The organism is uncultured Nocardioides sp., from assembly GCF_947489365.1.
Lineage (GTDB): Bacteria > Actinomycetota > Actinomycetes > Propionibacteriales > Nocardioidaceae > Nocardioides.
This window is the reverse complement of the sequence record NZ_CANLDB010000001.1, coordinates 468,048-488,105: the sequence shown is the minus strand read 5'-3', so window position 1 is coordinate 488,105 and position 20,058 is coordinate 468,048. Positions and strand designations below refer to the sequence as shown.

The window sequence follows — 20,058 nt, the reverse complement described above, 5'->3', positions numbered from 1 at the left end:
GAAACCTACCCCGGCGCGGGGACGCTCACACGCGGACGTCGGGCTCGCCCGCGGGCGCCGGGACGGTACGACGGGGAGCGGCCGGGGACCGTCGCGGCGCCAGCGACGTCGAGGTCACCGCGACCACCGCGGCGAGGACCAGCGCCCCGCCCGGTGCCAGGACGGTCCAGGGCGCCCGCTCGACGTACGCCGCACCCTCGGCGAGCAGCAGGCCCCACTCGGGGCTGGGCGGCCGCGCGCCGAGGCCGAGGAAGCCGAGCGCGGCCAGGGCGAGCGCCACGCCGGGCACCCGGAGCGCCGCGTGCCGGACGACCGGGACGACGACCGACGGGAGCAGGTGGGTGAGGAGCAGGCGGGCGCGGCCGACCCCGAGCAGCGGGAGCACCTCGACGTGCGGGGCGCGGCGGGCCTCCTCGAGCAGGGCCGACGTGTGGGCCGCGAGCGGCGCCCACGACACCAGGCCGACGGCGAGCGCCGCGGCGGGCACGGAGGCGCCGAGCAGCGCGGCGAGGACCAGGCCCACGACGACCGGCGGCAGCGCGTTGCCGACCTCGACCGGGCCGGCGGCGAGGCGGGGCAGGCAGCCCACCAGCAGCGCCACCACGGTGCAGACCGCGACCACGAGCAGGGCCGTGCCCAGCGTGGACACCGCGCCGTGGCCGACCCGGGCGAGCAGGTCGCGTCTGGAGGCGTCCGCCCCGAACGGCAACGTCCACGACGGCGCCGCGAGGCGGGGGTGTGCCGAGGCGAAGGGGTCCCGCAGCAGCCCGGCGACCACCACCAGGGCCAGGAGGGCCGCGGCGCCGACGGCGACGGCGAGGTCGCGCCGCCGCGTGCCGGCGGCCGGGAGGGCGGGCGGCAGCGCCGGGGCGGCGCGGCCGCCGAGCAGCGCCCGGCGGAGCAGGGCGACCACCCCGCCGAGGCCCGCCGCGAGCAGCATCAGCGCCAGCAGCCCGGCCTGCAGCACCGGGAGGTCCTGCGACGACGCCGCACCCAGGGTCAGCCGGCCCAGCCCGGGGATCGCGAAGACCTCCTCGACGGCCACCGCTCCCCCGGTGAGGCCGACGACGACGAGGCCCACCTGTCCCGCCACCGAGGGCAGCGCGCGTCGCAGCAGCGCCAGCCCGGTGGCCGCGGAGCCGTGGCCGGCGAGCAGCCACGTGCGCACCCACGGCTCCGTGGCCGCGGCGGTCACCGCGGTCGCCACGAGGCGTCCCAGCAGGCCCCCGGCGGGGAGTCCGAGCGCCAGGGCGGGCAGCGGCAGGTGCACGAGCCCGGTCCACCCGTACGGCGGGAACCAGCCCAGCCACACCGCGCCGACGAGCAGCAGGAGCGTGGCCAGCAGGAACTCCGGCAGGGAGATCACGGCGGTGGCGACGACCCCGCTGCCGACGCGGGGGCGCCCGGCCAGGGCGGCCCGCACGGAGGGGGCCACGACGAGCGAGGCGACGACCAGCGCGACGCCGAGGGCGGCGAGGGTCAGGGTCAACGAGACCCCGACCGCGCCGGCGAGGGCGTCCGCCACGGGTCGGTCGCTGATCCAGGACGTCCCGAGGTCGCCGCGGCCCACCCCGCCCAGCCAGTCCCCGGCGATGACGAGGGGTCCCCGGTCCAGCCCGAGCTCGGCCCGGACGGCGGCGAGCGCGGCGTCGGTGGCCTCGCGGTCGGCGTACCGGGCGCGCAGGACCGTGTACGCCGCGTCGCGGCCCGACAGCCACGGGAGCAGCGCCACGACGGCGGTCACGCCGAGGACGGCGACGACCCGCGACAGGGCCGCGACGGGGACCCTCACCCGACGCTCGTGCGCTCGTCGACGAGCTCGCGCTCCCGGGGGTCGCGCAGGGCGCCGGTGACGTCGGCGGCCTCCCCCTGGACGACGCGCTCGTGCAGCAGCGGGATCGCGGCGTCGCGGGACAGGACGGCGGCCTCGGCGGCCATGATCGCCGCGCGGCGCTCCTCCCCGGCCGGGGTCGTGGCCGCCCGCTCGAGGGCGCGGTCCACGGCCGGGTCGCAGAACTGGGAGAGGTTGAACGAGCCGTCGCAGCCGAAGTCGCTGGCCAGGTAGGCGACCGGGTCACCGGAGTCGAGGATCGTCGCGCGCGACAGCAGGAAGGCGTCGAAGGCGCCGTCGAGGGCGTCGGCCTCGATGAACTGGTACTCGCGGACCTCCTGGGTGACCTCGAACCCGGCCTGCTCGAGCTGCTGCTCCAGCAGGACGGCGGCCTCCGGCAGCTCGGCGCGGTCGGTGAACGTGCCCAGGGTGATCGGGGCCCCGTCGACCTCGTCGGGGGTCGCGGGCTCCACGCGGCGCCCCAGCTCCGCGTCGTACGACGGGTCCTCGCGCAGCGGCGCCGCCCACGGCAGCGCCGGGCCGAGCAGGCCGGTCGCCTGGTCGGCGCGGCCCTCGTAGACGTCCGCGACGAGCCGCGCGGGGTCGAGCGCCTCGCGGGCCGCCGCGCGGACCGCCGGATCGGCGAAGGGTCCGGTGTCGGTGTTCAGGTACAGCGTGTTCGTGCGCGGCATGGCGACCTCGTGGAGGAGCTCGGGGTCGACCCCGGCGAGCTGGGCGACCGGGACGGCCTCCACGACGTCCGCCTCCCCGGTGCGCAGCGCGGCGGCGCGGGCGGTGCCGTCGGGCACGTAGGAGACGTCGATGCCGCTCGCGGCGGCGGTCTCGCCCCAGTAGTCGTCGAAGCGGTCCAGGGCGGCGCCCGCGGTGCCGTCGGAGCGCACCAGCTCGAAGGGTCCGGTGCCGGTCCCGACGGGGTCGACCGGGCCGTCCCCGGCGTACGCGCTCGGGGCGAGGATCGCGAGCTGAGGGCTCGAGAGGCGGGCGGGCAGCAGCGGGTCGACCTCGCCGGTGGTGATGACGACGGCGCCCTCGGGGTCGTCGGGGTCGACCGCGACGTCGAGCTCGAACCCGTCGAGGATCCTCGGCACGGGGGACGCCTCGGTGGCGGCCGTCAGGGCGCCGACGACCGCGTCGGCGTCCAGCGGGGTGCCGTCGTGGAAGACGACGTCGGCGCGGAGCTCGAGGCGCCAGGTCCGGGGGTCGGTCCGCTCCCAGGAGGTGGCGAGCCCGGGCCGGGGGTCGCCGGCCCCGTCGAGCTCGACGAGGGTCTCGGCGGTGCTCCACCGCGAGAGCTTGAAGGCGTCGTCGCTGAGCGGGCTGAGCCCGGAGCGCGGGGGCTGCAGCATCGCGAGGCGGATCCTCGCGTCCCCGCCCTCGGCGCCGGTATCGGTGCCGCCGGCGAAGCAGCCGGTCAGCGGGGCGAGGAGCAGGGCGGTCGCGGCGAGACGGACGGGGGTCCTCATCGGGGGATCTCCTGGGTTCGAGGGGTGGTTCGTGGGTCGGGTCGTGCGTGGGGGCCGGGTGCGGTGCGGAGGAGGCGGGGGGCGACCACCGCGGGGACGAGGGGCAGGACGGCGAGCACGCACCAGACGGCGGCCGCGGCCGGTCCGGGGGTGGCGGCGTCCGGGTAGAGCAGGCCGAGCCCGGTGTTGCCGAGCAGGACGGCGACGCCGCCGGCGGTGGCCATGAGCCCGTACGACGCCCCGAGGGCGCCCGGCGGGGCGAGCAGCCCGACCGCCTCGAGGGTGGTCGGCGTGACGAGCAGGTGGCCGAGACTCAGCAGGCCCACCGCGACGGCGGCGGGGAGCCACGGCAGCGCGGGTGGCGGGGCGGGCGCGGCCAGCGCGAGGACGCCGAAGCCGGCGGTCATGAGCAGGTAGCCGGTGCGCACCGCGGCCGGGGTGCCGACCCGCCGGGCGAGCCGCGCCAGGGGCAGCTGCAGCGCGACGGTCATGGCCGACGCCAGGGCGAACAGACCCGCGAGGGCACCGACGCCGAGACCGGCGCGGTCGAGCTCGTAGGGCAGGCCGAGGTAGAGCTGGTTGTAGGCCAGGAGGTTGACCGAGCAGACCGCGGCGAGCAGCACGAGCGGGGCGGTGGGCAGGACCCGGCGCGCGGCGCCGTCGGCCCGGTCGACGTCCGGCCGGCCCGCCTGCGGCACCCCGGCGAGGACGACCGCCAGCACGACGCCGGTCACCGCGAAGATCACGGCCCCTCCCCCGGCGACGGCGGCGAAGCCCCACCCGAGGAGGAGGGCGCCGAGCAGCGGTCCGAGCACGGCGCCGGTCTCGCCCACCACGCTCAGCAGGGCGAACGCCGTCGTCCGCCCCGACCGGCCGCGGTCGGCGTGCGCGACGAGGGACTCCAGGGCCGGGGAGAACATCGCCCCGCCGAGCCCGGTGGCGACGACCCCGACGACGAACAGCCACAGGTCGCCGGGCACGGCCAGCAGGGCGAAGCCCGTGGTCCGCACGGCGCACCCGAGGACGACGAGCGTCCGGGCGCCGAGCCGGTCGACCAGCAGGCCGCCGACGAGGAACATGCCCTGCTGGGCGAAGGTCCGCAGTCCCAGCACCAGACCGACGGCGGCGCCGCCGAGGGCGAAGTCGTCGCGGAGGACGACGGCGAGGAACGGGACGACGGCGTAGAAGCCCGTGTTGAAGACCAGCTGCGCACCCAGGAGGGGCGGCAGCGGGGTGGTGCGCGCCGTCACCGCGCGGGCGTCGGGTCGGTCAGCCGGGCCTCGACGAGCGCCCGGGTCGCCGGGTGCCCGGGTCGGTGCAGCACCTCGTCCGCGGGCCCGCACTCCGCGACGGCGCCGCGGTCGAGGACGAGCAGGTCGTCACAGAGGCGGGCGGTGGCGTCGAGGTCGTGGGAGACCCACACCAGACCGATGCGCCCGGAGGCGACGAAGTCGGCGAGCAGGTCGAGGACCTGGTCGCGCAGCGCGTGGTCGAGACCGCTCACGGGCTCGTCGGCGACCACCACCCGGGCGCCCGTGACGAGGGCCCGGGCCAGGGCGGCCCGCTGGGCCTGCCCGCCGGACAGCGTCGGCGGACGACGGTCGGCCACGTCGGGCTCGAGCCCCACCGCGGCCAGCGCCTCGGCCACCCGGACCTCGTGCTCCCGCGGGCCGCCGTCCACGCCGAGCCGTCGCAGGGGGTCGGTGAGGGTGCGTCGCACGGTGCGGCGGGGGTCGAGGCTGCCGGCCGGGTCCTGGGGGACGTAGGTCAGCTCCCGGCGGACGACGCGGGCGGCGCGGCCGGTGCCGCGCGGGACCGGAGCCCCGCGCCAGCGGACCTCCCCGCGCTGCGGGACCGTCAGCCCGAGCAGCATCCGGACGAGCGTGCTCTTGCCCGAGCCGGAGCGACCGACGACGCCGAGCGCCCGCCCGGGTCCGACGGCGAGGTCGACCGGGCCCACCCCGGCCCCGCCGGGGTGGGCGTACGCCGCCCCGGAAGCCTCGAGCAGGACGCTCACGCCGCGACCACCACCCGGTCGCAGGCGTGGCGGGCGACGGCGGGGTCGTGGGTGACGAGCACGAGCGCGGCGTCCAGCGTGCCGAGGGCGTCGAGCACCTGGCGCTGCGCGACGGTGTCGAGCGCGGTCGTCGGCTCGTCGGCCAGCAGCAGGGCCGGCTCGGTGAGCAGCGCCAGGGCGAGGCAGCCCCGCTGCCGTTCGCCCCCGGACAGCTCGCCGGGCCGGGCGCGGCCGTGGCGGGCGTCGAGGCCGACCCGTTCCAGCGCGTCGGCGACCCGGCCGCGTGCGGTGTCCCGTCGTACGCCGCGGCGGCACAGCGGCCGCTCCAGCTGGCGCGCGAGGCCCACGAGCGGGTGCAGGGCGACGGCGGAGTCCTGGGCCAGGAAGGCCACCGGGCCCCCGAGGACGACCTCGCCGTGGCGGGTGAGGCCGGGCGGGAGGCTGCCCGCGACGGCGCGCAGCGTCAGCGACTTCCCGACCCCCGACGCCCCGACGAGGGCGACCCGCTCGCGGGGCGCGACGTCCAGGTCGACGGGTCCGACGAGGACGTGTCCGCCGTGGCGGACCTGGAGACCTCGGACGGTGAGGGCGGGCTCGGGCACGCCCCGCACCCTAACTGAGAATGATAGTCATTCTGTCCTCGGGAGGCAGTTCCGGACCTCGAGGACCCTCTCCGCGACCCGGCTCCAGGGACGGCACGACCCCGGACGCTACGAGAGCGTCCGGGGTCGGGTCGAGCGGGTTCGCGCTGTCCCGTCGTGGGTCAGCCGGCGATGCCGGTGACCGTCGTGGGCACGTTGCCGCTGATGGCGCGGGAGTACGGGCAGAAGGCGTGGGCCTTCTCGACGAGGCTCTGCGCGGTCTCGCCGTCGACACCGGGGATGGTGACGGTGAGGTCGGCGGTCAGGGCGTACGACGTGTCGTCGGGGCCGAAGCCGATCTCGATCTGGAGCGTGGCGCCGGAGGCGTCCACGCCGTCCTTCTGGGCGACGGCCTGCAGCGCGCCGTTGAAGCAGGCGCCGTACCCGGCGGCGAAGAGCTGCTCGGGGTTCGTGCCGGTGCCGGGGCCACCCATCTCCTTCGGAGCGGTCAGCGACAGGTCGAGGACGCCGTCCTCGGAGGCCACGCGGCCGTCCTTGCGGCCACCGGAGACGGAGGCGCGGGCGGTGTAGACGATCTTGTCCGGAGTGTTGGTCATGTCAGGCCCAACGACACCGCGCCGCCTCTCTGTTCCCGGACACGCCGGCTACTGGTGGTCGAGGTGCGAGTGCCCACCCCGGTGGTTGAGGTGCGAGCGCAGCGAGCCTCGAGACCCCGGGGACGGACCGACGACCCTCTCACCGGGTCTCGAGGCTCGTCGCTGGCGCTCCTCGCACCTCGACCACCGAGGGCGTCGCTGGCGCTCCTCGCACCTCGACCACCGGGGGCGTCGCTGGCGCTCCACGCACCTCGATCTCCGGAGAGCTACAGCGACAGACGCGCCCGGACGACGTCGGCGAGGCGGTCGGCGACCTCGCGGGCGACCGTGGCGGTGGGGGCCTCGACCATCACGCGGACCAGGGGCTCGGTGCCGGAGGGGCGGAGCAGGATGCGACCCGTCTCGCCCAGGGCGGCGGCCTCGGCGTCGACGGCGGCGGCGAGCTCGGGGTCGGAGGCGGCGCGGGAGCGGTCGACACCCGGCACGTTGACGAGGACCTGGGGCATGCGGGTCATCACCGCGGCGAGCCGGTGCAGCGGGGCGTCCGCGACGACCATGCGGTCCAGCAGCTGCAGCGCGGTGAGCACGCCGTCGCCGGTGGTGGCGTGGCGGGACAGGATCACGTGGCCGGACTGCTCGCCGCCGAGGCTGAACCCGCCGCGCTTCATCTCCTCCAGCACGTAGCGGTCGCCCACCGCGGTCTGCGCGACGGTGACGCCGGCCTCGCGCATCGCGACCAGGAAGCCGAGGTTGCTCATGACCGTGGCGACGACGGTGTCGTCGCGCAGGGTGCCGGCCTCGCGCATGCCCAGCGCGAGGATCGCCATGATCTGGTCGCCGTCGACGACCTCGCCGTTGCGGTCGACGGCGAGGCAGCGGTCGGCGTCCCCGTCGAGGGCGAAGCCGGCGGCGGCGCCGTGCCGGACGACGGCCTGCTGCAGGGGCTCCAGGTGGGTGGAGCCGCAGTTCTCGTTGATGTTCAGGCCGTCGGGCTGGGCATTGATCGTGATGACCTCGACACCGGCCTGGCGCAGGGCCATCGGCCCGACCTCGGAGGCCGCGCCGTTGGCGCAGTCGAGGACCACCCGCAGCCCGGCGAGGGGCTGGGTGACCGTGGCGACGAGGTGGGCGGCGTACCGCTCGACGGTGCCCTGGTGGGGCGTGACCCGGCCGACGGTCCCGCCGACGGGGCGGTCGAACTCGGTGCCCATCACCGACTCGATCTCGCGCTCGAGGGCGTCGTCGAGCTTGACGCCGCCGCGGGCGAGGAACTTGATGCCGTTGTCGGGCATCGCGTTGTGCGAGGCGCTGATGACGACGCCGACGTCGGCGCCGAGCTGGTCGGTGAAGTACGCGACCCCCGGGGTGGGGAGCACGCGGAGCCGGACGACGTCCACGCCGGCGGCGGCGAGACCCGCCACCACGGCGTGCTCGAGGAACTGCCCCGAGATGCGCGTGTCACGGCCCACGACGGCGAGGGGCCGCTGCCCGGTGTACTCGCCGTGTCCGACGAGTACCCGTGCAGCGGCCACCCCGAGGTCGAGGGCCAGCTCGGGGGTCAGGACCCCGTTCGCCAGCCCCCGCACGCCGTCGGTGCCGAAGATCCTCTTCCCCATGACGAGGCTCCTCGCGCGGCGCGGATCAGCGCTTGCTGAACTGCGAGGCCTTGCGGGCCTTCTTGAGACCGGCCTTCTTGCGCTCGATGGCGCGGGCGTCACGCGTGAGCAGCCCGGCCTTCTTCAGCGAGGCGCGGTTGGCCTCGGTGTCGATCGCGTTGAGGGAGCGGGCCACGCCGAGGCGCAGGGCGCCGGCCTGACCGGTGATGCCGCCGCCGTGGATGCGGGCGATGACGTCGAAGCGGCCCTCCAGGTGGGTCGTCACGAAGGGCTCGTTGACGACCTGCTGGTGCAGCTTGTTCGGGAAGTAGCTGTCCAGCGTGCGACCGTTCACGGTCCACTGGCCGGTGCCCGGGACGATGCGGACGCGGGCGACCGCCTCCTTGCGGCGGCCGGTGGCCGCGCCGGGGGCGATGACCGAGGTCGCGGCGCCCGCGTCGGGCGCGGCGGCGGTCTCGGAGGAGTAGGCGACCCCGGCGGAGTCGGTCGTGTAGGTCTCGTCGCCGGCGGCGTCGGTGGTGTCCGCGGCGGGGGTGGTGGTCTCGTCAGCCATCAGATGGTCCTCGATCGGTTCGGCTCAGGCAGGTGGGCGGTCAGCGGGCGCGTCACTGGGAGATCTGGTGGATCTCGTAGGGCGTGGCCTGCTGCGCCTGGTGCGGGTGCGTCGGGCCGGAGTAGACCTTCAGCTTCTTGATGATCTGGCGACCGAGGCGGTTCTTGGGGAGCATGCCCCACACGGCGCTCTCGACGACCTTGCGCGCGTCCTTGTCGAGGACCTCGCCCACCGGGGTGGAGGTGAGGCCGCCCGGGTAGCCGGAGTGGCGGTGCATCATCCGGTCGGTCCGCTTCTTGCCGGACAGCGAGATCTTCTCCGCGTTGATGATCACCACGAAGTCACCGCCGTCGACGTGCGGGGCGAAGGTCGGCTTGTGCTTCCCGCGGAGCAGGTTCGCGACCTGCACGGCGAGGTGGCCGAGGCGGACGTCGTCCGCGTCGATGATGTGCCAGGCGCGCTCGATGTCGCCGGGCTTGGGGCTGTAGGTGCGCACGGGCATCCTCGGTTCTGCTCGTCGGTGGCGGCCCGGTGAGCCCGGGCCTGGTCGTACGCCTCCTGACCGACACTGCCCGGCTCGTCCTCGTCCGGGTCTGCGACCGTGACACCCCCTCAGGAGGCGTGCGGACGCGGCAGTAGGCGCAGCCGGTAACAGTACGGGGGCCGCGGGGGGCGGTCAAAACGAGTGAGACCCCTGTCGCACGACGGCGGCGGTGCTACTACCGTGAGCGCGTGACCGACTCTCTCACCGTCCGTGACAACCGCACCGGGCAGGAGTACGACGTCCCGATCGCCGACGGCGCCATCAAGGCCGCGGACCTCGGGAAGATCCGGACCGACGACGACAGCCCCGGGCTGTCGATCTACGACCCGGGTTTCGTCAACACGGCCTCGTGCCGCAGCTCCGTCACCTACATCGACGGCGAGAAGGGGATCCTCGAGTACCGGGGCTACCCCATCGAGCAGCTGGCCGAGAAGTCGTCGTTCCTCGAGGTGTCCTACCTGCTGGTGCACGGCGAGCTGCCGACCGCCGACCAGCACCAGCAGTGGGTGCACGACATCACCTTCCACACCTTCGTGCACGAGAACGTGAAGACGTTCATGCAGGGCTTCCGGTACGACGCGCACCCCATGGGCATGCTCATGGCCGGCACCGGCGCGCTGTCGACCTTCTACCCCGACGCCCGCAACATCTCGGACCCCGACGTCCGCTACCTGCAGATCATCCGCATGATCGCGAAGATGCCGACGCTGGGCGCCTGGGCGTTCCGCCACGCGCAGGGCAAGCCGTACGTCTACCCCGACAACGACCTGTCGTACACCGAGAACTTCCTCGCGATGCTGTTCAAGATGAGCGAGCAGAAGTACAACGCCGACGAGCGCCTGGTGAAGGCCCTCGACGTGCTGTTCATCCTGCACGCCGACCACGAGCAGAACTGCTCGACCAACGCGGTCCGCTCCGTCGGCTCCTCGCAGGTCGACCCCTACTCGGCGGTCGCGGCCGGGATCGGCGCCCTCTACGGCCCGCTGCACGGCGGCGCGAACGAGTCGGTGCTGCGGATGCTGCGCCGCATCGGCACCAAGGAGAACATCCCCGACTTCATCACCGGGGTGAAGAACGGCGACGAGCGCCTGATGGGCTTCGGCCACCGGGTCTACAAGAACTACGACCCGCGCGCCCGCATCATCAAGAAGGCCGCCGAGGACGTCTTCGAGGTCACGGGCACCAACCCGCTCCTCGACATCGCGCTGGAGCTGGAGAAGATCGCGCTGGAGGACGAGTACTTCGTCTCCCGCAAGCTCTACCCGAACGTCGACTTCTACTCCGGCCTGATCTACGAGGCCTTCCAGTTCCCGCCCGAGATGTTCACCGTCCTCTTCGCGATCGGCCGCACCCCCGGCTGGCTCGCGCAGTGGCTGGAGCTCGTGCAGGACAAGGAGCAGAAGATCGCCCGCCCCAAGCAGCTCTACATGGGTGACCGCGAGCTGACCTTCACGCCCGCCTCGGAGCGCTGGGCCTGACCCCGCTCCCCCAGCAGCACGCCGCGCGCCGGCCCCGGACTCGTCCGGGGCCGGCGTTCTGCTTCCCCGGGCCTCAGCGGGGCGCTAGGTTCCCCACAGCGTTCGGGCGCTGGTCGACGGATCACACGTGGGGGACACATGCGACGACGCTCATCCGACCGCTCCTGGACGCCGCGGTTCCTCGCGGCGGTGCTGCTGGGCACGGCCCTGCTCGTCCCGAGCAGCGTGAGTGCGGCCGACGAGACCGTCGCGTCGCCGGCGACGGACTGGTCGGTGTCGGTGATGCACCGCGGCGGCGAGCGCTGGGAGCACCCCAGCGTCGCGTTCGACGAGGCCACCGGCACCCTGACGCTGACCCGCGAGGCCGACGGTGAGCTGCGCGTGGAGGCGACCGTCCCGGGCCAGTCGGCGACGCTGAGGTTCGCGCCGCCGGTCGGCGAGGAGCTGACGGTGGGCACGTACGTCGACGCGCAGGCCGGCACGCCCGCCCTGCACCAGCCGGGCCTCGACCTGGCGCAGAACCTTCTCGCCTGCGGGCTCGGCGACGGCGGCTTCACGGTCCACCGGATCGACGACGACCTGACCGACGTGTGGATCACGTGGCGCTCCGCGTGCGGCCGCGGCGGGTCCTTCGGCGAGGTGCGGGTGGGGCCGGACGCCGTCCCGGCGGACGGCGAGCCCGGCGACCGCGTCGTCGCGGCGCCGTACGGGGTGGACTGGCCCGAGCGCCGTCCGGGCGAGGCGGCCGAGGCCGTCCCGGTCCGGGTCGCGAACGACTCCGCCGCGCCGGTGTCGGTCCTGGCGGTGACGGTGCGGGGCCGTGACGCCGAGGACGTCGACCTCACCCACGACTGCGGCGCGCTCGACGCCGGCGCGGCCTGCACGGCGACGGTGGCCATGACGCCGGGTGACGTCGGCCGCCGCGAGGCGGAGGTCGTCGTGACCCACACCAGGGGCGAGCTGATCGTCCCGCTGTCGGTCGTGGGCGCCGCCCCCGCGGCGAGCATGCGGGTCGCCAGCGACGAGGGCACCTGGGAGGTGCTCGACGGTGCGGCGGAGGAGTGGTCGGTCAGCGACCGGTACGCCGAGCTGGGCGCCTCCTCGGACGACCTCGAGCTGTCGGTGCGCCTGCGCGCCCCGGTCGGCGGAGCCCTGGTGCCTGGCACCTACCCGGTGGGGGTCGGGCCCGGGCGCGGCACCCGCCGCGCCGCCGTGTTCACCGGCTTCCCCGACGGGTGCCGCGAGACCGGCGGGGCCCTCACCGTGCACCGCGCCACGCACGACCCCCGCACGGGCGACCTGACCTCGCTCGTGGCGTCCTGGCACCACGGCTGCTTCGACAGCCCGGACCGCGCCGTCCAGGGCGCGATCGCCTGGCGCTCCGACGCCGACCTCCCGGCGCTCGGGGCGCTGACGCCGTGGCGCTCCGACCCCGTCCGGCAGGTCGTCCCGTACGCCTCCACCGGTCGGGCGGAGATCACCTTCGCGCCGCCGCCGTCGTACGCGGGGTCCGGTGACGACCAGGACGCCGTCACCGTCCGGCTGCGCGAGGGCGACGAGCCGATGACCTCCCCCGAGGAGGGTGAGGAGCTGGAGCCGACGACCACGGCGAACGGCGAGGACGTCGTCCAGCCCACCGGCCTGCTCCCCGGCCGCGACTACACGGTCACCTTCTTCGTCGACCCCTCCCGCGGTGAGCCGCCGCCCCCGGTGACCGTCGTCCTGCGCGGCACCCGGATCAAGCGGAGCAGCCGGGTGGAGGGCGACCGCCGTGTCGTCCGGGGACGACTCGTGACGAGCGACGGACGACCGGTCCCCCGGCGCTGGGTGACCGCGGAGGAGAACCCCCCCGACGGTCCACCCTCGGCCCGGCGGGTGAGGACGGCGGCCGACGGCCGGTTCTCGCTCACCGTCCCGCGCGACGCCGTCGTCCAGCTCGGCTTCTCCGGGGTCGGGCGCGACCTCGGCAGCGTGACCTCCGTCGGAGCGGTCCGATGAGCCGCCCGGGCACGACGCGCAGCCTCGGCGGCACCGCCGTCGTCCTGGTGCTGATGGGTCTGCTCGTCGCGGCCGTGCCCACCGCGACCTCGGCCGAGGAGGCGGACACGGACCGCGCGGACCGGTCGATCTGGGCCGGAGGCCCCGCCGGGGACCACGCCACCGTCGCGTTCCGCAACGACATCCGCCCGCCGGACGTCGTCCGCACCTGGCTGCCCGGCCTGTCGCGGGTGACCGCTCGCTGGGCGGACGACACCGAGCGGCGCGTCCTCGACGTCTCGCTGCGCAGCGACGAGGCCGGTCTCGACCTGACGCTGACCGCCCCCGCCGGGGAGCGGCTGGAGGAGGGCACCTACGGCAACCTGCGTGGCCTGGACCTCCAGGCCAGCGACTCGGTCTGCGGGACCTGGGACCAGGCCACGGTGGAGGTCCGCGAGCTCAGCGCGGACCTGGACCGGCTGTGGCTGGTGCTCGACGCGCAGTGCGGCTGGCTGGGCCAGCGGGCGTTCGGTGAGATCCGGATCGGGGCCCCGGCCCCGGAGGGCCCGCGCCTCGGCACGTCGGCGCTCACCTGGCCCGCCGACCACGCGGGCCACCGCGGTGCCGTGCTCCCGGTCGTCGTCCAACCCGCGGACACCGCCCGGCAGGTCGAGGTGTCGCTCGCGGACACCCGGCACTTCCGCCTCGTCGGCCCGGCCTGCGGCGCGCTGCCGGCCGGCGAGTCCTGCCGGGTCCTCGTCGGCTTCGACCCCGAGGGGACCGGCACGAGGCGGACGACGCTGCGGGTGGCCGACGGGTCCGGGACGACGACCGTCCCGGTGCGGGGCACGGTACGCCCCGGGCGCAGCCGCTGGCAGGTCGACGACGGCCGGTCCGTGCGCACGCAGGACCCGCAGGACAGCGACCTGCTCGTCCTGGGCGACCGCCAGGCCGTCACCTGGACCGTCGACGACGGCGAGCACCTCGGTGCGGCCGGCGGCACCTTCACGGTCCCCGGCGGGATCCGGGAGGGCCGCACCTACCCGGTGAGCGCGCGGCGCGGCCCCGGCATCCCGTCGCTGACCGTGCAGGGCAACGGGGGGCTGCTCGGGGAGGACGACGGCTCGGTGACCGTCCACCGGGCGCGCTTCGGGCCCGACGGCGAGGTCCGGTCGCTGCTGCTGACCTACCGCCTCGGCTCCCCCGCCGTCAGGCTCGGGGCGTCGCTCGCCTGGGCGTCGCCGACGTTGCGGCGACCGCCCCGGGTGCCGGCGCCGACCGACCCACCGGAGGTGTCCACCTTCCGCGCCGAGCCCCGGGTCGGGGGCATGGACGTGGACTGGGCCGGCCGGGGACCCGCGGGTGACCTGACCGCCGTCCTCCGCGTCAGGCCGCTCGACGGCGGGGGGCAGCGGGTCGTCTACCGGGGCCCCCGGGAGCGGTTCGGGGTCGACGGACTGCTGCCCGGCCAGGACGTCCGCCTGACGCTGCGCCTGGTGGACCGGTGGGACAACGTGAGCCGGCCCGAGTCCCTGGTGGTCCGGGGCTCCCGCCTGTCGCTGGCTGCTGCCGACGGCACCGTGCGCGGGCGCCTGCTGGACGGCGACGGCCGGGGCCTGCCGAACCAGCCGGTGACGGTCACGACCCGTGCGCCCGGCGGCGCGACGACGTCCGTGGAACGGACCACCGGCCCCGCGGGGGCCTTCCCGGTGGCGGGGGTGGGACCGGGCAGCGACGTCACCGCGGTGTTCGCCGGGACGTCGTACTTCTACCCCGAGGGCGACCGGTGGGTCATGGGCTCGAGCGCGTTCCTGACTGTCGGTGGTCGCCCCTAGAGTCGAACACATGAGCGAAGCGGTGGTGGACGAGGAGCGGGAGCCGGTCGACCCGGCAGCGGTCCTCACCGCGCTGCGCTCCGCGCGGGTCACCGCCGACGCCGCCGAGGCCGCCCAGCTGCGCCTCGCGGTGACGTGGGCGACGATGCACCCGCCCGCCTCGATCGACGACGCCGCCTCCTGGTCCACCGTGCAGGGTGGCGAGCGGGCGCGGCGGTTGGCCGGGGAGGGCACCCCCGAGGTCGGGGAGTTCTGCCTCGCCGACCTCGCCACCACCCTCGGTCTCCCGCAGGAGTCCGGGCGGGCCTACCTCACCGCCGCCCTCGAGCTCGCCTACCGCCTCCCCCGCCTCTACGCCGCCGTCCTGGACGGCCGCCTGCCCGCCTGGCGCGCCCGCCGCATCGCCGAACGCACCACCGGCCTCTCCCGCGCGGGAGCGGACTTCGTCGACCGCCAGCTCCTGCCCGTCGCCCACCGCGCCGGACCCGCCGTCATCGACCGCGCCGTCGGCGCCGCGATCGCCACCACCGACCCCGACCTCGCCGAACGCCTCGCGCGCGAAGCCCGCGCCACCGAGGGCCACGCCCGCCGGTTCCTCGACCTTGACTTCGACGCCGCATCGTCTGCCAGCGCCCACGGCGACCTCTCCGCCACCGTCACCCTCACCGGATGCCTCGACACCGACGACGCCCTCGACCTCGAGACCGCCATCCGCGCAGGCGCCCGGCTCCGCGCCGACCTCGGCTCCGACGCTTCCCTGGACGAACGCCGCGCCCACGCCGCCGGTGACCTCGCCCGCGCCCAGCTCGGCCTCGACCTCACCACCGACGCCAACGCGTCAAGTGGGCCGACGGTCCGCACGGCTAGCAGGCCGACCCGGAACATCACCCTGGTCGTCCACCTCACCCGCGCCGCCCTCGACGGCACCGGCGAGATCGTCACCGTGCGCCACCCCATCACCGGCGAAGTCCTCACCCTCGCCGAGCAGGCCCGCACCTGGTGCAACGACGCCGCCACCGTCACCGTCCAGCCTGTCATCGACCTCGACCCCGACCCCACCACCGTCGAGCAGATCGTCGGCCAGGCCACCGGACAGGGCACCGGCTACCGCATCCCCGCCCACCTCGACCGCCTCGTCCGCCTGCGCGACCGCCACTGCGTCTTCCCCTGGTGCCAACGCCCCGCCGAGGCCTGCGACCTCGACCACACCGTGCCCCACGGCTCCGGCGGCGAGACCTGCGCCGCGAACCTCGCCCCCCTCTGCCGCTACCACCACCGCCTCAAGACCCACGGCCGATGGCGCTACCGCCACCTCCACCCCGGCCTCTACGAATGGACCTCACCCCACCGCGAGACCTACCTCGTCGACACCCGCCCCCACGGCGGCACCACCCGCGGCTCCCCACGAGGTCCCACCGCACCGGGGTCGCCCACCACCTGACCCTCAGGCCGACTCGCGGCTGCGCTGGTGCTCCCACCAGATCGCGGCGGCGCGCACCCGGCGGTTGGAACCGCCGTGCTCGCCCAGGTCGAGCTTGGTGAAGATCGAGCGCAGGTGCTGCTCGACGGTCCGTTCCGAGAGGAAGAGCTCGGCGGCGACCGCGGCGTTGGTGGCGCCGGTCGCGGTGGCCGCGAGGACGTCGTTCTCCCGCGGTGAGAGGCCCGGGACCGTGCGGGTCACCGCGCGGGGCGGCGGCGGGCGCGACCAGGCCTCGAAGCGCGCCAGCGCGACGACCGTGCCGGCGCCGACGAGCGCGGTGACGAGGACGACGGCCAGCACGGCGACGGCGAGGCTGCCCTCGGCCAGCGGGCCGGCCACGGCCACCCCGGCGAGGACGACGACCGACGCCGCCCAGGCGGCGGCGACGGCCCGGACGGCGGCAGGCCGCTCGGTGGCCTCGACCCAGGCGGCGAGCAGGGCGAAAGCCGCCACGGTGCCCAGGTAGGCGACGCTGCCGGTGCCAGGATCGACGTCCCCGGGGTCCCGGAGCACCGCGAGCCCGAGGCACGCGAGGACCAGGCACGGCGCCGTCGAGGTCACGGCCGCCGCACGGGCGAGGCGACGGCGGTCGATGAGGGACGCGCGAACGGCGGTCCTCGTGGCCATCGCCAGGCAGACGAGGAGCGTGACGGTCCAGGTGACCGTCAGGGCGTCGACCACGACGGGCGAGGTGCTCGACCAACCGTCGGGGGCCACCGTGGCCACCCCCGCGAAGGGCGCCTCGGGCCGCACGAGCAGCGCTCCCGCCACCACGGCCACGGCCGTCAGCGAGCCCAGCACCACCGCGGTGCGCCGCAGGCCCGCGGCGAGGAGTCCGAGGACCGCCAGCAGCGTCGTCACGGGCACCCACGCGACCGACCAGAGCCCCGCCGCGACGCCACCGGGAGCGGCCGTCGCCCAGCCTCCGAGGAGCAGGTACGACACGAGGCTCCAGGCGAGCCCCCACCGCACCCGCCGGGTGGACGAGCCGTCGTCGGGTCCGGTCCAGGTGGCCACCCCGACGGCGGCGCCACCGAGGGCAGCCAGCGACACCGGGTGGGTGACGAACGTCCGGTCACCGCCGATCCACAGGACCGCCCCGCCCGCGACCCCGACGACGACGGTGAGCACGAGCACTCCGAGCGGCAACCACCGACGAGGCGGTCCGCAGGCGGACACCGGACCAGTATCGGCGCGGCCGTCGAAGGAGCGCGAGCCCTCAGGCACGACCACTCGCCACCCGCAGCCCGCGCCAGCCGACGTACACCCACAGGGCGCGCTGGGCGAGGTCGACCGCCGGCACCAGGGCGCCGTCGGGCGGCAGGGCGAAGACCAGCGCGGCGACGACGACGGCGACCCCGATCACCCACCAGGGCAGTCCGCCGGAGAGGGCCGCCCCGGTGATCGCGAGCAGCGCACCCAGGGCGACCACCAGCATCGGCACGAGGACGTAGGGCCCGTAGCCCGCGAGGGGTTCCGCGAGGGCCTCGACCTGCGCCCGGCCCGTGGCCTCCGGCGCCTGGACGGCGAAGGCGAGGGGCAGCACCTCCGCGGTGACGACGAGGGCGAACACCAGACCCCCGAGCAGCTGGGCCGTCGCGCCGATGAGGGTGAGCGCCCTCCCCCGGCCCGTGCCGAGCACGAGGAGGAAGACGGTGGTCGTGACCGCGGTCAGCGCGAAGGCGGGGCCGCCGAGCAGGACGTGCATCGGCCAGTACGCCGCCCCGGGCCCGGCCACGTCGTCGTACGACGTCGAGCCGTCGAAGGGCGGCTCCCACCACGCGAAGACGACGAGGGCGAGCTGGGACAGGACCAGCAGGGCGAAGGCCAGACGGGCGGCGGGCAGGAGGGGCGGGAGGTCCGGACGGGTGGTCGGGGCGGCGGGTGCGAGATCGGTGCTCATGGCGGCGACCCTCGTCCTCACCGGGCCGTCGCACCATCCGGGGAAACCCGCAATCGCGTCCGCTCGGCGTCCTTCAACGTCCGGGAGGGCCCGTGCGCCTCAGGCGCCGCTTCGCGAGCGCGCAGCGCACGAGGTACGGCGGCGTCGGCGGCACCCATCCCAGCTGGAACCCCTGGCCCAGGTCGTCGCGCACCGCCCAGTGCTCGGTGACGAGGCCGTCACGCACCCGGAGCCAGTGGCTCTGGCGGACGGCGAAGCTCCGCCGGGTCGGCGCCCACACCGTGTCGACGGCGCCGTGCTCGTCGTACGTCGCGAACGGCCCGACGTGACGACCGCGCATGGTGGTGTCGACGACGACGAGGTCGTCCTCGGCGACCACGTGCTCGACGTGGTGGGAGAGGTCGGCGAACGCCGCCCGCAGCCACAGCGCCGTCGCGTGGAAGCCCTCCGGGCCGCCGACGCGGCAGTCCGGTGGCTCGACGTCGGCCTCGTGGTTGACGGCGTCGGGGGCGACCACCTCCGTGAAGTCGGCCCGGTCGCCGTCGGCCATGAGTGCGATGCTGCGGAGCGCCGCCGCGCGGGTCGGGTCGGTCGTCGTGGTCATGGCCGCAGCTTTCGATAAAGTCGGACTGTATTGAAAGTGAGGATGGACCTGGTGGACGACGGGGTCAAGGGCCGGGCGCGCGAGTACGACGCCAGCGGACGGCGACGACGGGCCGACGAGCGCCGCCGCGCGGTCATCGCCGCGGCCCGGGAGCTGCTGGAGGAGCGCGGCTGGACCGCGACGACCATCGCCGACGTGGCCCGCACCGCCGGGGTCTCCGCCGAGAGCGTCTACCAGCGCTTCGGCTCCAAGGCCGCCTTGGTCCAGGAGGTCTTCGACGTCGCCATCGCCGGGGACGACGCCCCGGTCGCGGTCGCCGACCGGCCCGAGAACCAGCGGATCCGCGCCGAGCCCGACCTCCGCACCAAGCTCCGGCTGTACGCCGAGGGGGCGGCGCTCCGTGCCGAGCGGTCGGCGCGCGTCCAGCTCGCGATCCGGGCGGGGGCGGGCAGTGACGCCAACGTGGCGGACCTGTGGCGCACCATCTCCGAGCAGCGCCTCGTGGGCGTCACGATGTTCGCCCGCCACCTCGTGGCGTCGGGCGGCGTCCGGGAGGGCGTGGACGAGGCCGAGATCGCCGACGTCGTGTGGACCTGCCTCTCCGTCGAGGTCTACGACCTGCTGGTGCTGCAGCGGGGGTGGAGCACCACGGCGTACGCCGACTGGCTCACCCGGACCCTCGTCGCCGCGGTCGCGGAGGCGTGACGCCGGGTCACGGGGCCGGCAGGCACTCCGGCTGGAAGCCCTCCCGGGCCGGCCCGTCGAGGCGCAGCGCGTTGCGCACGACCTGCTGGGCGACGGGGTCGTTGGGCATCTGGTCGTGCTCGAAGACGTCGGTGGCGCAGACGTCCTGCAGCACGGTGTTGGTGACCCGGCGCTCGGGGCCGCGCAGGAACTGCGACCGGTACGGCGTGACGATCTCGTCGTACTCGGTCGAGACGACGGTGTAGTCGGGGCCGGGCACGGTGTCGCCGTCCCGGTTGAGCCGCTCCAGGAAGGCCGACCCGCGGGCCTGCTGCTCGCACGCGCGGCACGGGGAGGTGCCGTCGCCCTCCATCGCCATCGTCGTGCCGTGGTTGGACGGCGCCAGCCCGACGAGGTCGTCGACCTTCCGCGCTCCGCCGAGGAAGCGCAGGTAGTAGCGCGGCATCATCCCGCCCTGGCTGTGCCCGACGAGGTCGACCTGCCGGCTGCCCGTGGCCTCGCGGACCTTCTCCACGAAGCGGCGCAGCTGCCTCGCCGACCGCGGGATCGGGCCCGTGGCGCGGTTGCCGTAGTTGAACGCGAAGACGCAGTAGCCGGCGTCGGCGAGGTACGGCGACATCGTCACCCAGTTCTTGTCCATCGTCTCGAAGGTGCCGTTGACGAGGACGACGGGCTGCGGGTGCGCCGCGTCGGGGCGGCAGTCGTATTCGTTGGCGCCGGGCGGGGGCACGCCCGGCGCCGCGGCGGCCGGGAGCGCGGCGAGGAGGCCCGTCGCGCCGAGGACGAGGGCGAGCAGGACGGCGGCCAGACGGGGGCGCGGGGGCATGTCGCAG

Annotated in this window: 18 protein-coding genes; 5 read left to right on the top strand and 13 right to left on the bottom strand. The window is 75.5% G+C overall.

Going from position 1 to position 20,058, the window contains the following annotated elements; all coding sequences use genetic code 11:
• Positions 1–25: 25 nt before the first annotated feature.
• From Q0858_RS02380 to rplM, 9 genes are all read right to left on the bottom strand, one after another.
• Positions 26–1,792 (bottom strand): ABC transporter permease subunit, encoded by a 1,767-nt coding sequence (locus tag Q0858_RS02380; RefSeq protein ID WP_299050673.1) that lies wholly within the window; start codon positions 1,790–1,792, stop codon positions 26–28.
• Positions 1,789–3,315, bottom strand: a complete 1,527-nt coding sequence (locus tag Q0858_RS02375; RefSeq protein ID WP_299050670.1) for an ABC transporter substrate-binding protein — start codon at positions 3,313–3,315, stop codon at positions 1,789–1,791. Before Q0858_RS02375 ends, Q0858_RS02380 begins: the two co-directional genes overlap by 4 nt.
• Positions 3,312–4,565: an MFS transporter gene (locus tag Q0858_RS02370; protein WP_299050667.1), complete on the bottom strand. Its 1,254-nt coding sequence runs from the start codon at positions 4,563–4,565 to the stop codon at positions 3,312–3,314. Before Q0858_RS02370 ends, Q0858_RS02375 begins: the two co-directional genes overlap by 4 nt.
• Positions 4,562–5,332 carry an ATP-binding cassette domain-containing protein gene (locus tag Q0858_RS02365; RefSeq protein ID WP_299050664.1) on the bottom strand — a complete coding sequence of 257 codons (771 nt, stop codon included), beginning with the start codon at positions 5,330–5,332 and terminating at the stop codon, positions 4,562–4,564. Before Q0858_RS02365 ends, Q0858_RS02370 begins: the two co-directional genes overlap by 4 nt.
• Positions 5,329–5,934 (bottom strand): ATP-binding cassette domain-containing protein, encoded by a 606-nt coding sequence (locus tag Q0858_RS02360; protein ID WP_299050661.1) that lies wholly within the window; start codon positions 5,932–5,934, stop codon positions 5,329–5,331. The genes Q0858_RS02365 and Q0858_RS02360 overlap by 4 nt, the downstream gene beginning before the upstream one ends.
• Before the next feature lie 161 nt (positions 5,935–6,095).
• The gene (locus Q0858_RS02355) at positions 6,096–6,530 is read right to left on the bottom strand and encodes an organic hydroperoxide resistance protein (protein WP_299050658.1); all 435 of its coding nucleotides are present in this window, start codon (positions 6,528–6,530) and stop codon (positions 6,096–6,098) included.
• A 266-nt stretch (positions 6,531–6,796) separates the two neighbouring features.
• Entirely contained in the window at positions 6,797–8,146 is a 1,350-nt protein-coding gene (gene glmM, locus Q0858_RS02350) for a phosphoglucosamine mutase (RefSeq protein WP_299050656.1), read from the bottom strand.
• Positions 8,147–8,171: 25 nt separating this feature from the next.
• Positions 8,172–8,699: a 30S ribosomal protein S9 gene (rpsI, locus tag Q0858_RS02345; RefSeq protein WP_299050654.1), complete on the bottom strand. Its 528-nt coding sequence runs from the start codon at positions 8,697–8,699 to the stop codon at positions 8,172–8,174.
• Between the two features lie 52 nt (positions 8,700–8,751).
• Positions 8,752–9,195 carry a 50S ribosomal protein L13 gene (rplM, locus tag Q0858_RS02340; RefSeq protein ID WP_299050651.1) on the bottom strand — a complete coding sequence of 148 codons (444 nt, stop codon included), beginning with the start codon at positions 9,193–9,195 and terminating at the stop codon, positions 8,752–8,754.
• A gap of 236 nt (positions 9,196–9,431) precedes the next feature.
• Between rplM and Q0858_RS02335 the strand changes: the two genes are divergently transcribed.
• From Q0858_RS02335 to Q0858_RS02320, 4 genes are all read left to right on the top strand, one after another.
• Positions 9,432–10,721, top strand: coding sequence for a citrate synthase (locus Q0858_RS02335; RefSeq protein ID WP_299050649.1), 1,290 nt, complete (start codon positions 9,432–9,434; stop codon positions 10,719–10,721).
• Positions 10,722–10,859: 138 nt separating this feature from the next.
• A complete protein-coding gene (locus Q0858_RS02330) occupies positions 10,860–12,719 on the top strand; it encodes a hypothetical protein (RefSeq protein WP_299050646.1) in 1,860 nt (619 codons plus the stop codon).
• Positions 12,716–14,533, top strand: a complete 1,818-nt coding sequence (locus tag Q0858_RS02325) for a hypothetical protein (protein ID WP_299050643.1) — start codon at positions 12,716–12,718, stop codon at positions 14,531–14,533. The genes Q0858_RS02330 and Q0858_RS02325 overlap by 4 nt, the downstream gene beginning before the upstream one ends.
• A gap of 10 nt (positions 14,534–14,543) precedes the next feature.
• Complete coding sequence (locus Q0858_RS02320; protein WP_299050640.1) at positions 14,544–15,974, top strand: HNH endonuclease signature motif containing protein; 1,431 nt, start codon at positions 14,544–14,546, stop codon at positions 15,972–15,974.
• A gap of 3 nt (positions 15,975–15,977) precedes the next feature.
• Here the strand turns inward: Q0858_RS02320 and Q0858_RS02315 are convergent, their stop codons facing one another.
• The 3 genes from Q0858_RS02315 to Q0858_RS02305 form a co-directional block, all read right to left on the bottom strand.
• Positions 15,978–17,144, bottom strand: a complete 1,167-nt coding sequence (locus Q0858_RS02315; protein ID WP_299050638.1) for a LuxR C-terminal-related transcriptional regulator — start codon at positions 17,142–17,144, stop codon at positions 15,978–15,980.
• An 88-nt stretch (positions 17,145–17,232) separates the two neighbouring features.
• The gene (locus Q0858_RS02310) at positions 17,233–17,916 is read right to left on the bottom strand and encodes a hypothetical protein (RefSeq protein WP_299050635.1); all 684 of its coding nucleotides are present in this window, start codon (positions 17,914–17,916) and stop codon (positions 17,233–17,235) included.
• A 73-nt stretch (positions 17,917–17,989) separates the two neighbouring features.
• Complete coding sequence (locus Q0858_RS02305) at positions 17,990–18,520, bottom strand: ester cyclase (protein WP_299050632.1); 531 nt, start codon at positions 18,518–18,520, stop codon at positions 17,990–17,992.
• Between the two features lie 51 nt (positions 18,521–18,571).
• Here Q0858_RS02305 and Q0858_RS02300 point away from each other — a divergent pair, with 51 nt between their 5' ends.
• Positions 18,572–19,225, top strand: coding sequence for a TetR/AcrR family transcriptional regulator (locus Q0858_RS02300; protein ID WP_299050629.1), 654 nt, complete (start codon positions 18,572–18,574; stop codon positions 19,223–19,225).
• A gap of 7 nt (positions 19,226–19,232) precedes the next feature.
• On the opposite strand, the gene Q0858_RS02295 is transcribed toward Q0858_RS02300, so the two are convergent.
• On the bottom strand, positions 19,233–20,051 hold the full coding sequence (locus Q0858_RS02295; RefSeq protein ID WP_299050627.1) for an alpha/beta fold hydrolase: 819 nt from the start codon (positions 20,049–20,051) through the stop codon (positions 19,233–19,235).
• Positions 20,052–20,058 lie beyond the last annotated feature (7 nt).

Coding starts and splice junctions, on each gene's coding strand:
- Q0858_RS02305 (WP_299050632.1), bottom strand. CDS start 18,520: ATGACCACGACGACCGACCCGACCCGCGCGGCGGCGCTCCGCAGCATC.
- Q0858_RS02355 (WP_299050658.1), bottom strand. CDS start 6,530: ATGACCAACACTCCGGACAAGATCGTCTACACCGCCCGCGCCTCCGTC.
- Q0858_RS02320 (WP_299050640.1), top strand. CDS start 14,544: ATGAGCGAAGCGGTGGTGGACGAGGAGCGGGAGCCGGTCGACCCGGCA.
- Q0858_RS02330 (WP_299050646.1), top strand. CDS start 10,860: ATGCGACGACGCTCATCCGACCGCTCCTGGACGCCGCGGTTCCTCGCG.
- rpsI (WP_299050654.1), bottom strand. CDS start 8,699: ATGGCTGACGAGACCACCACCCCCGCCGCGGACACCACCGACGCCGCC.
- Q0858_RS02325 (WP_299050643.1), top strand. CDS start 12,716: ATGAGCCGCCCGGGCACGACGCGCAGCCTCGGCGGCACCGCCGTCGTC.
- glmM (WP_299050656.1), bottom strand. CDS start 8,146: ATGGGGAAGAGGATCTTCGGCACCGACGGCGTGCGGGGGCTGGCGAAC.
- Q0858_RS02375 (WP_299050670.1), bottom strand. CDS start 3,315: ATGAGGACCCCCGTCCGTCTCGCCGCGACCGCCCTGCTCCTCGCCCCG.
- Q0858_RS02295 (WP_299050627.1), bottom strand. CDS start 20,051: ATGCCCCCGCGCCCCCGTCTGGCCGCCGTCCTGCTCGCCCTCGTCCTC.
- Q0858_RS02310 (WP_299050635.1), bottom strand. CDS start 17,916: ATGAGCACCGATCTCGCACCCGCCGCCCCGACCACCCGTCCGGACCTC.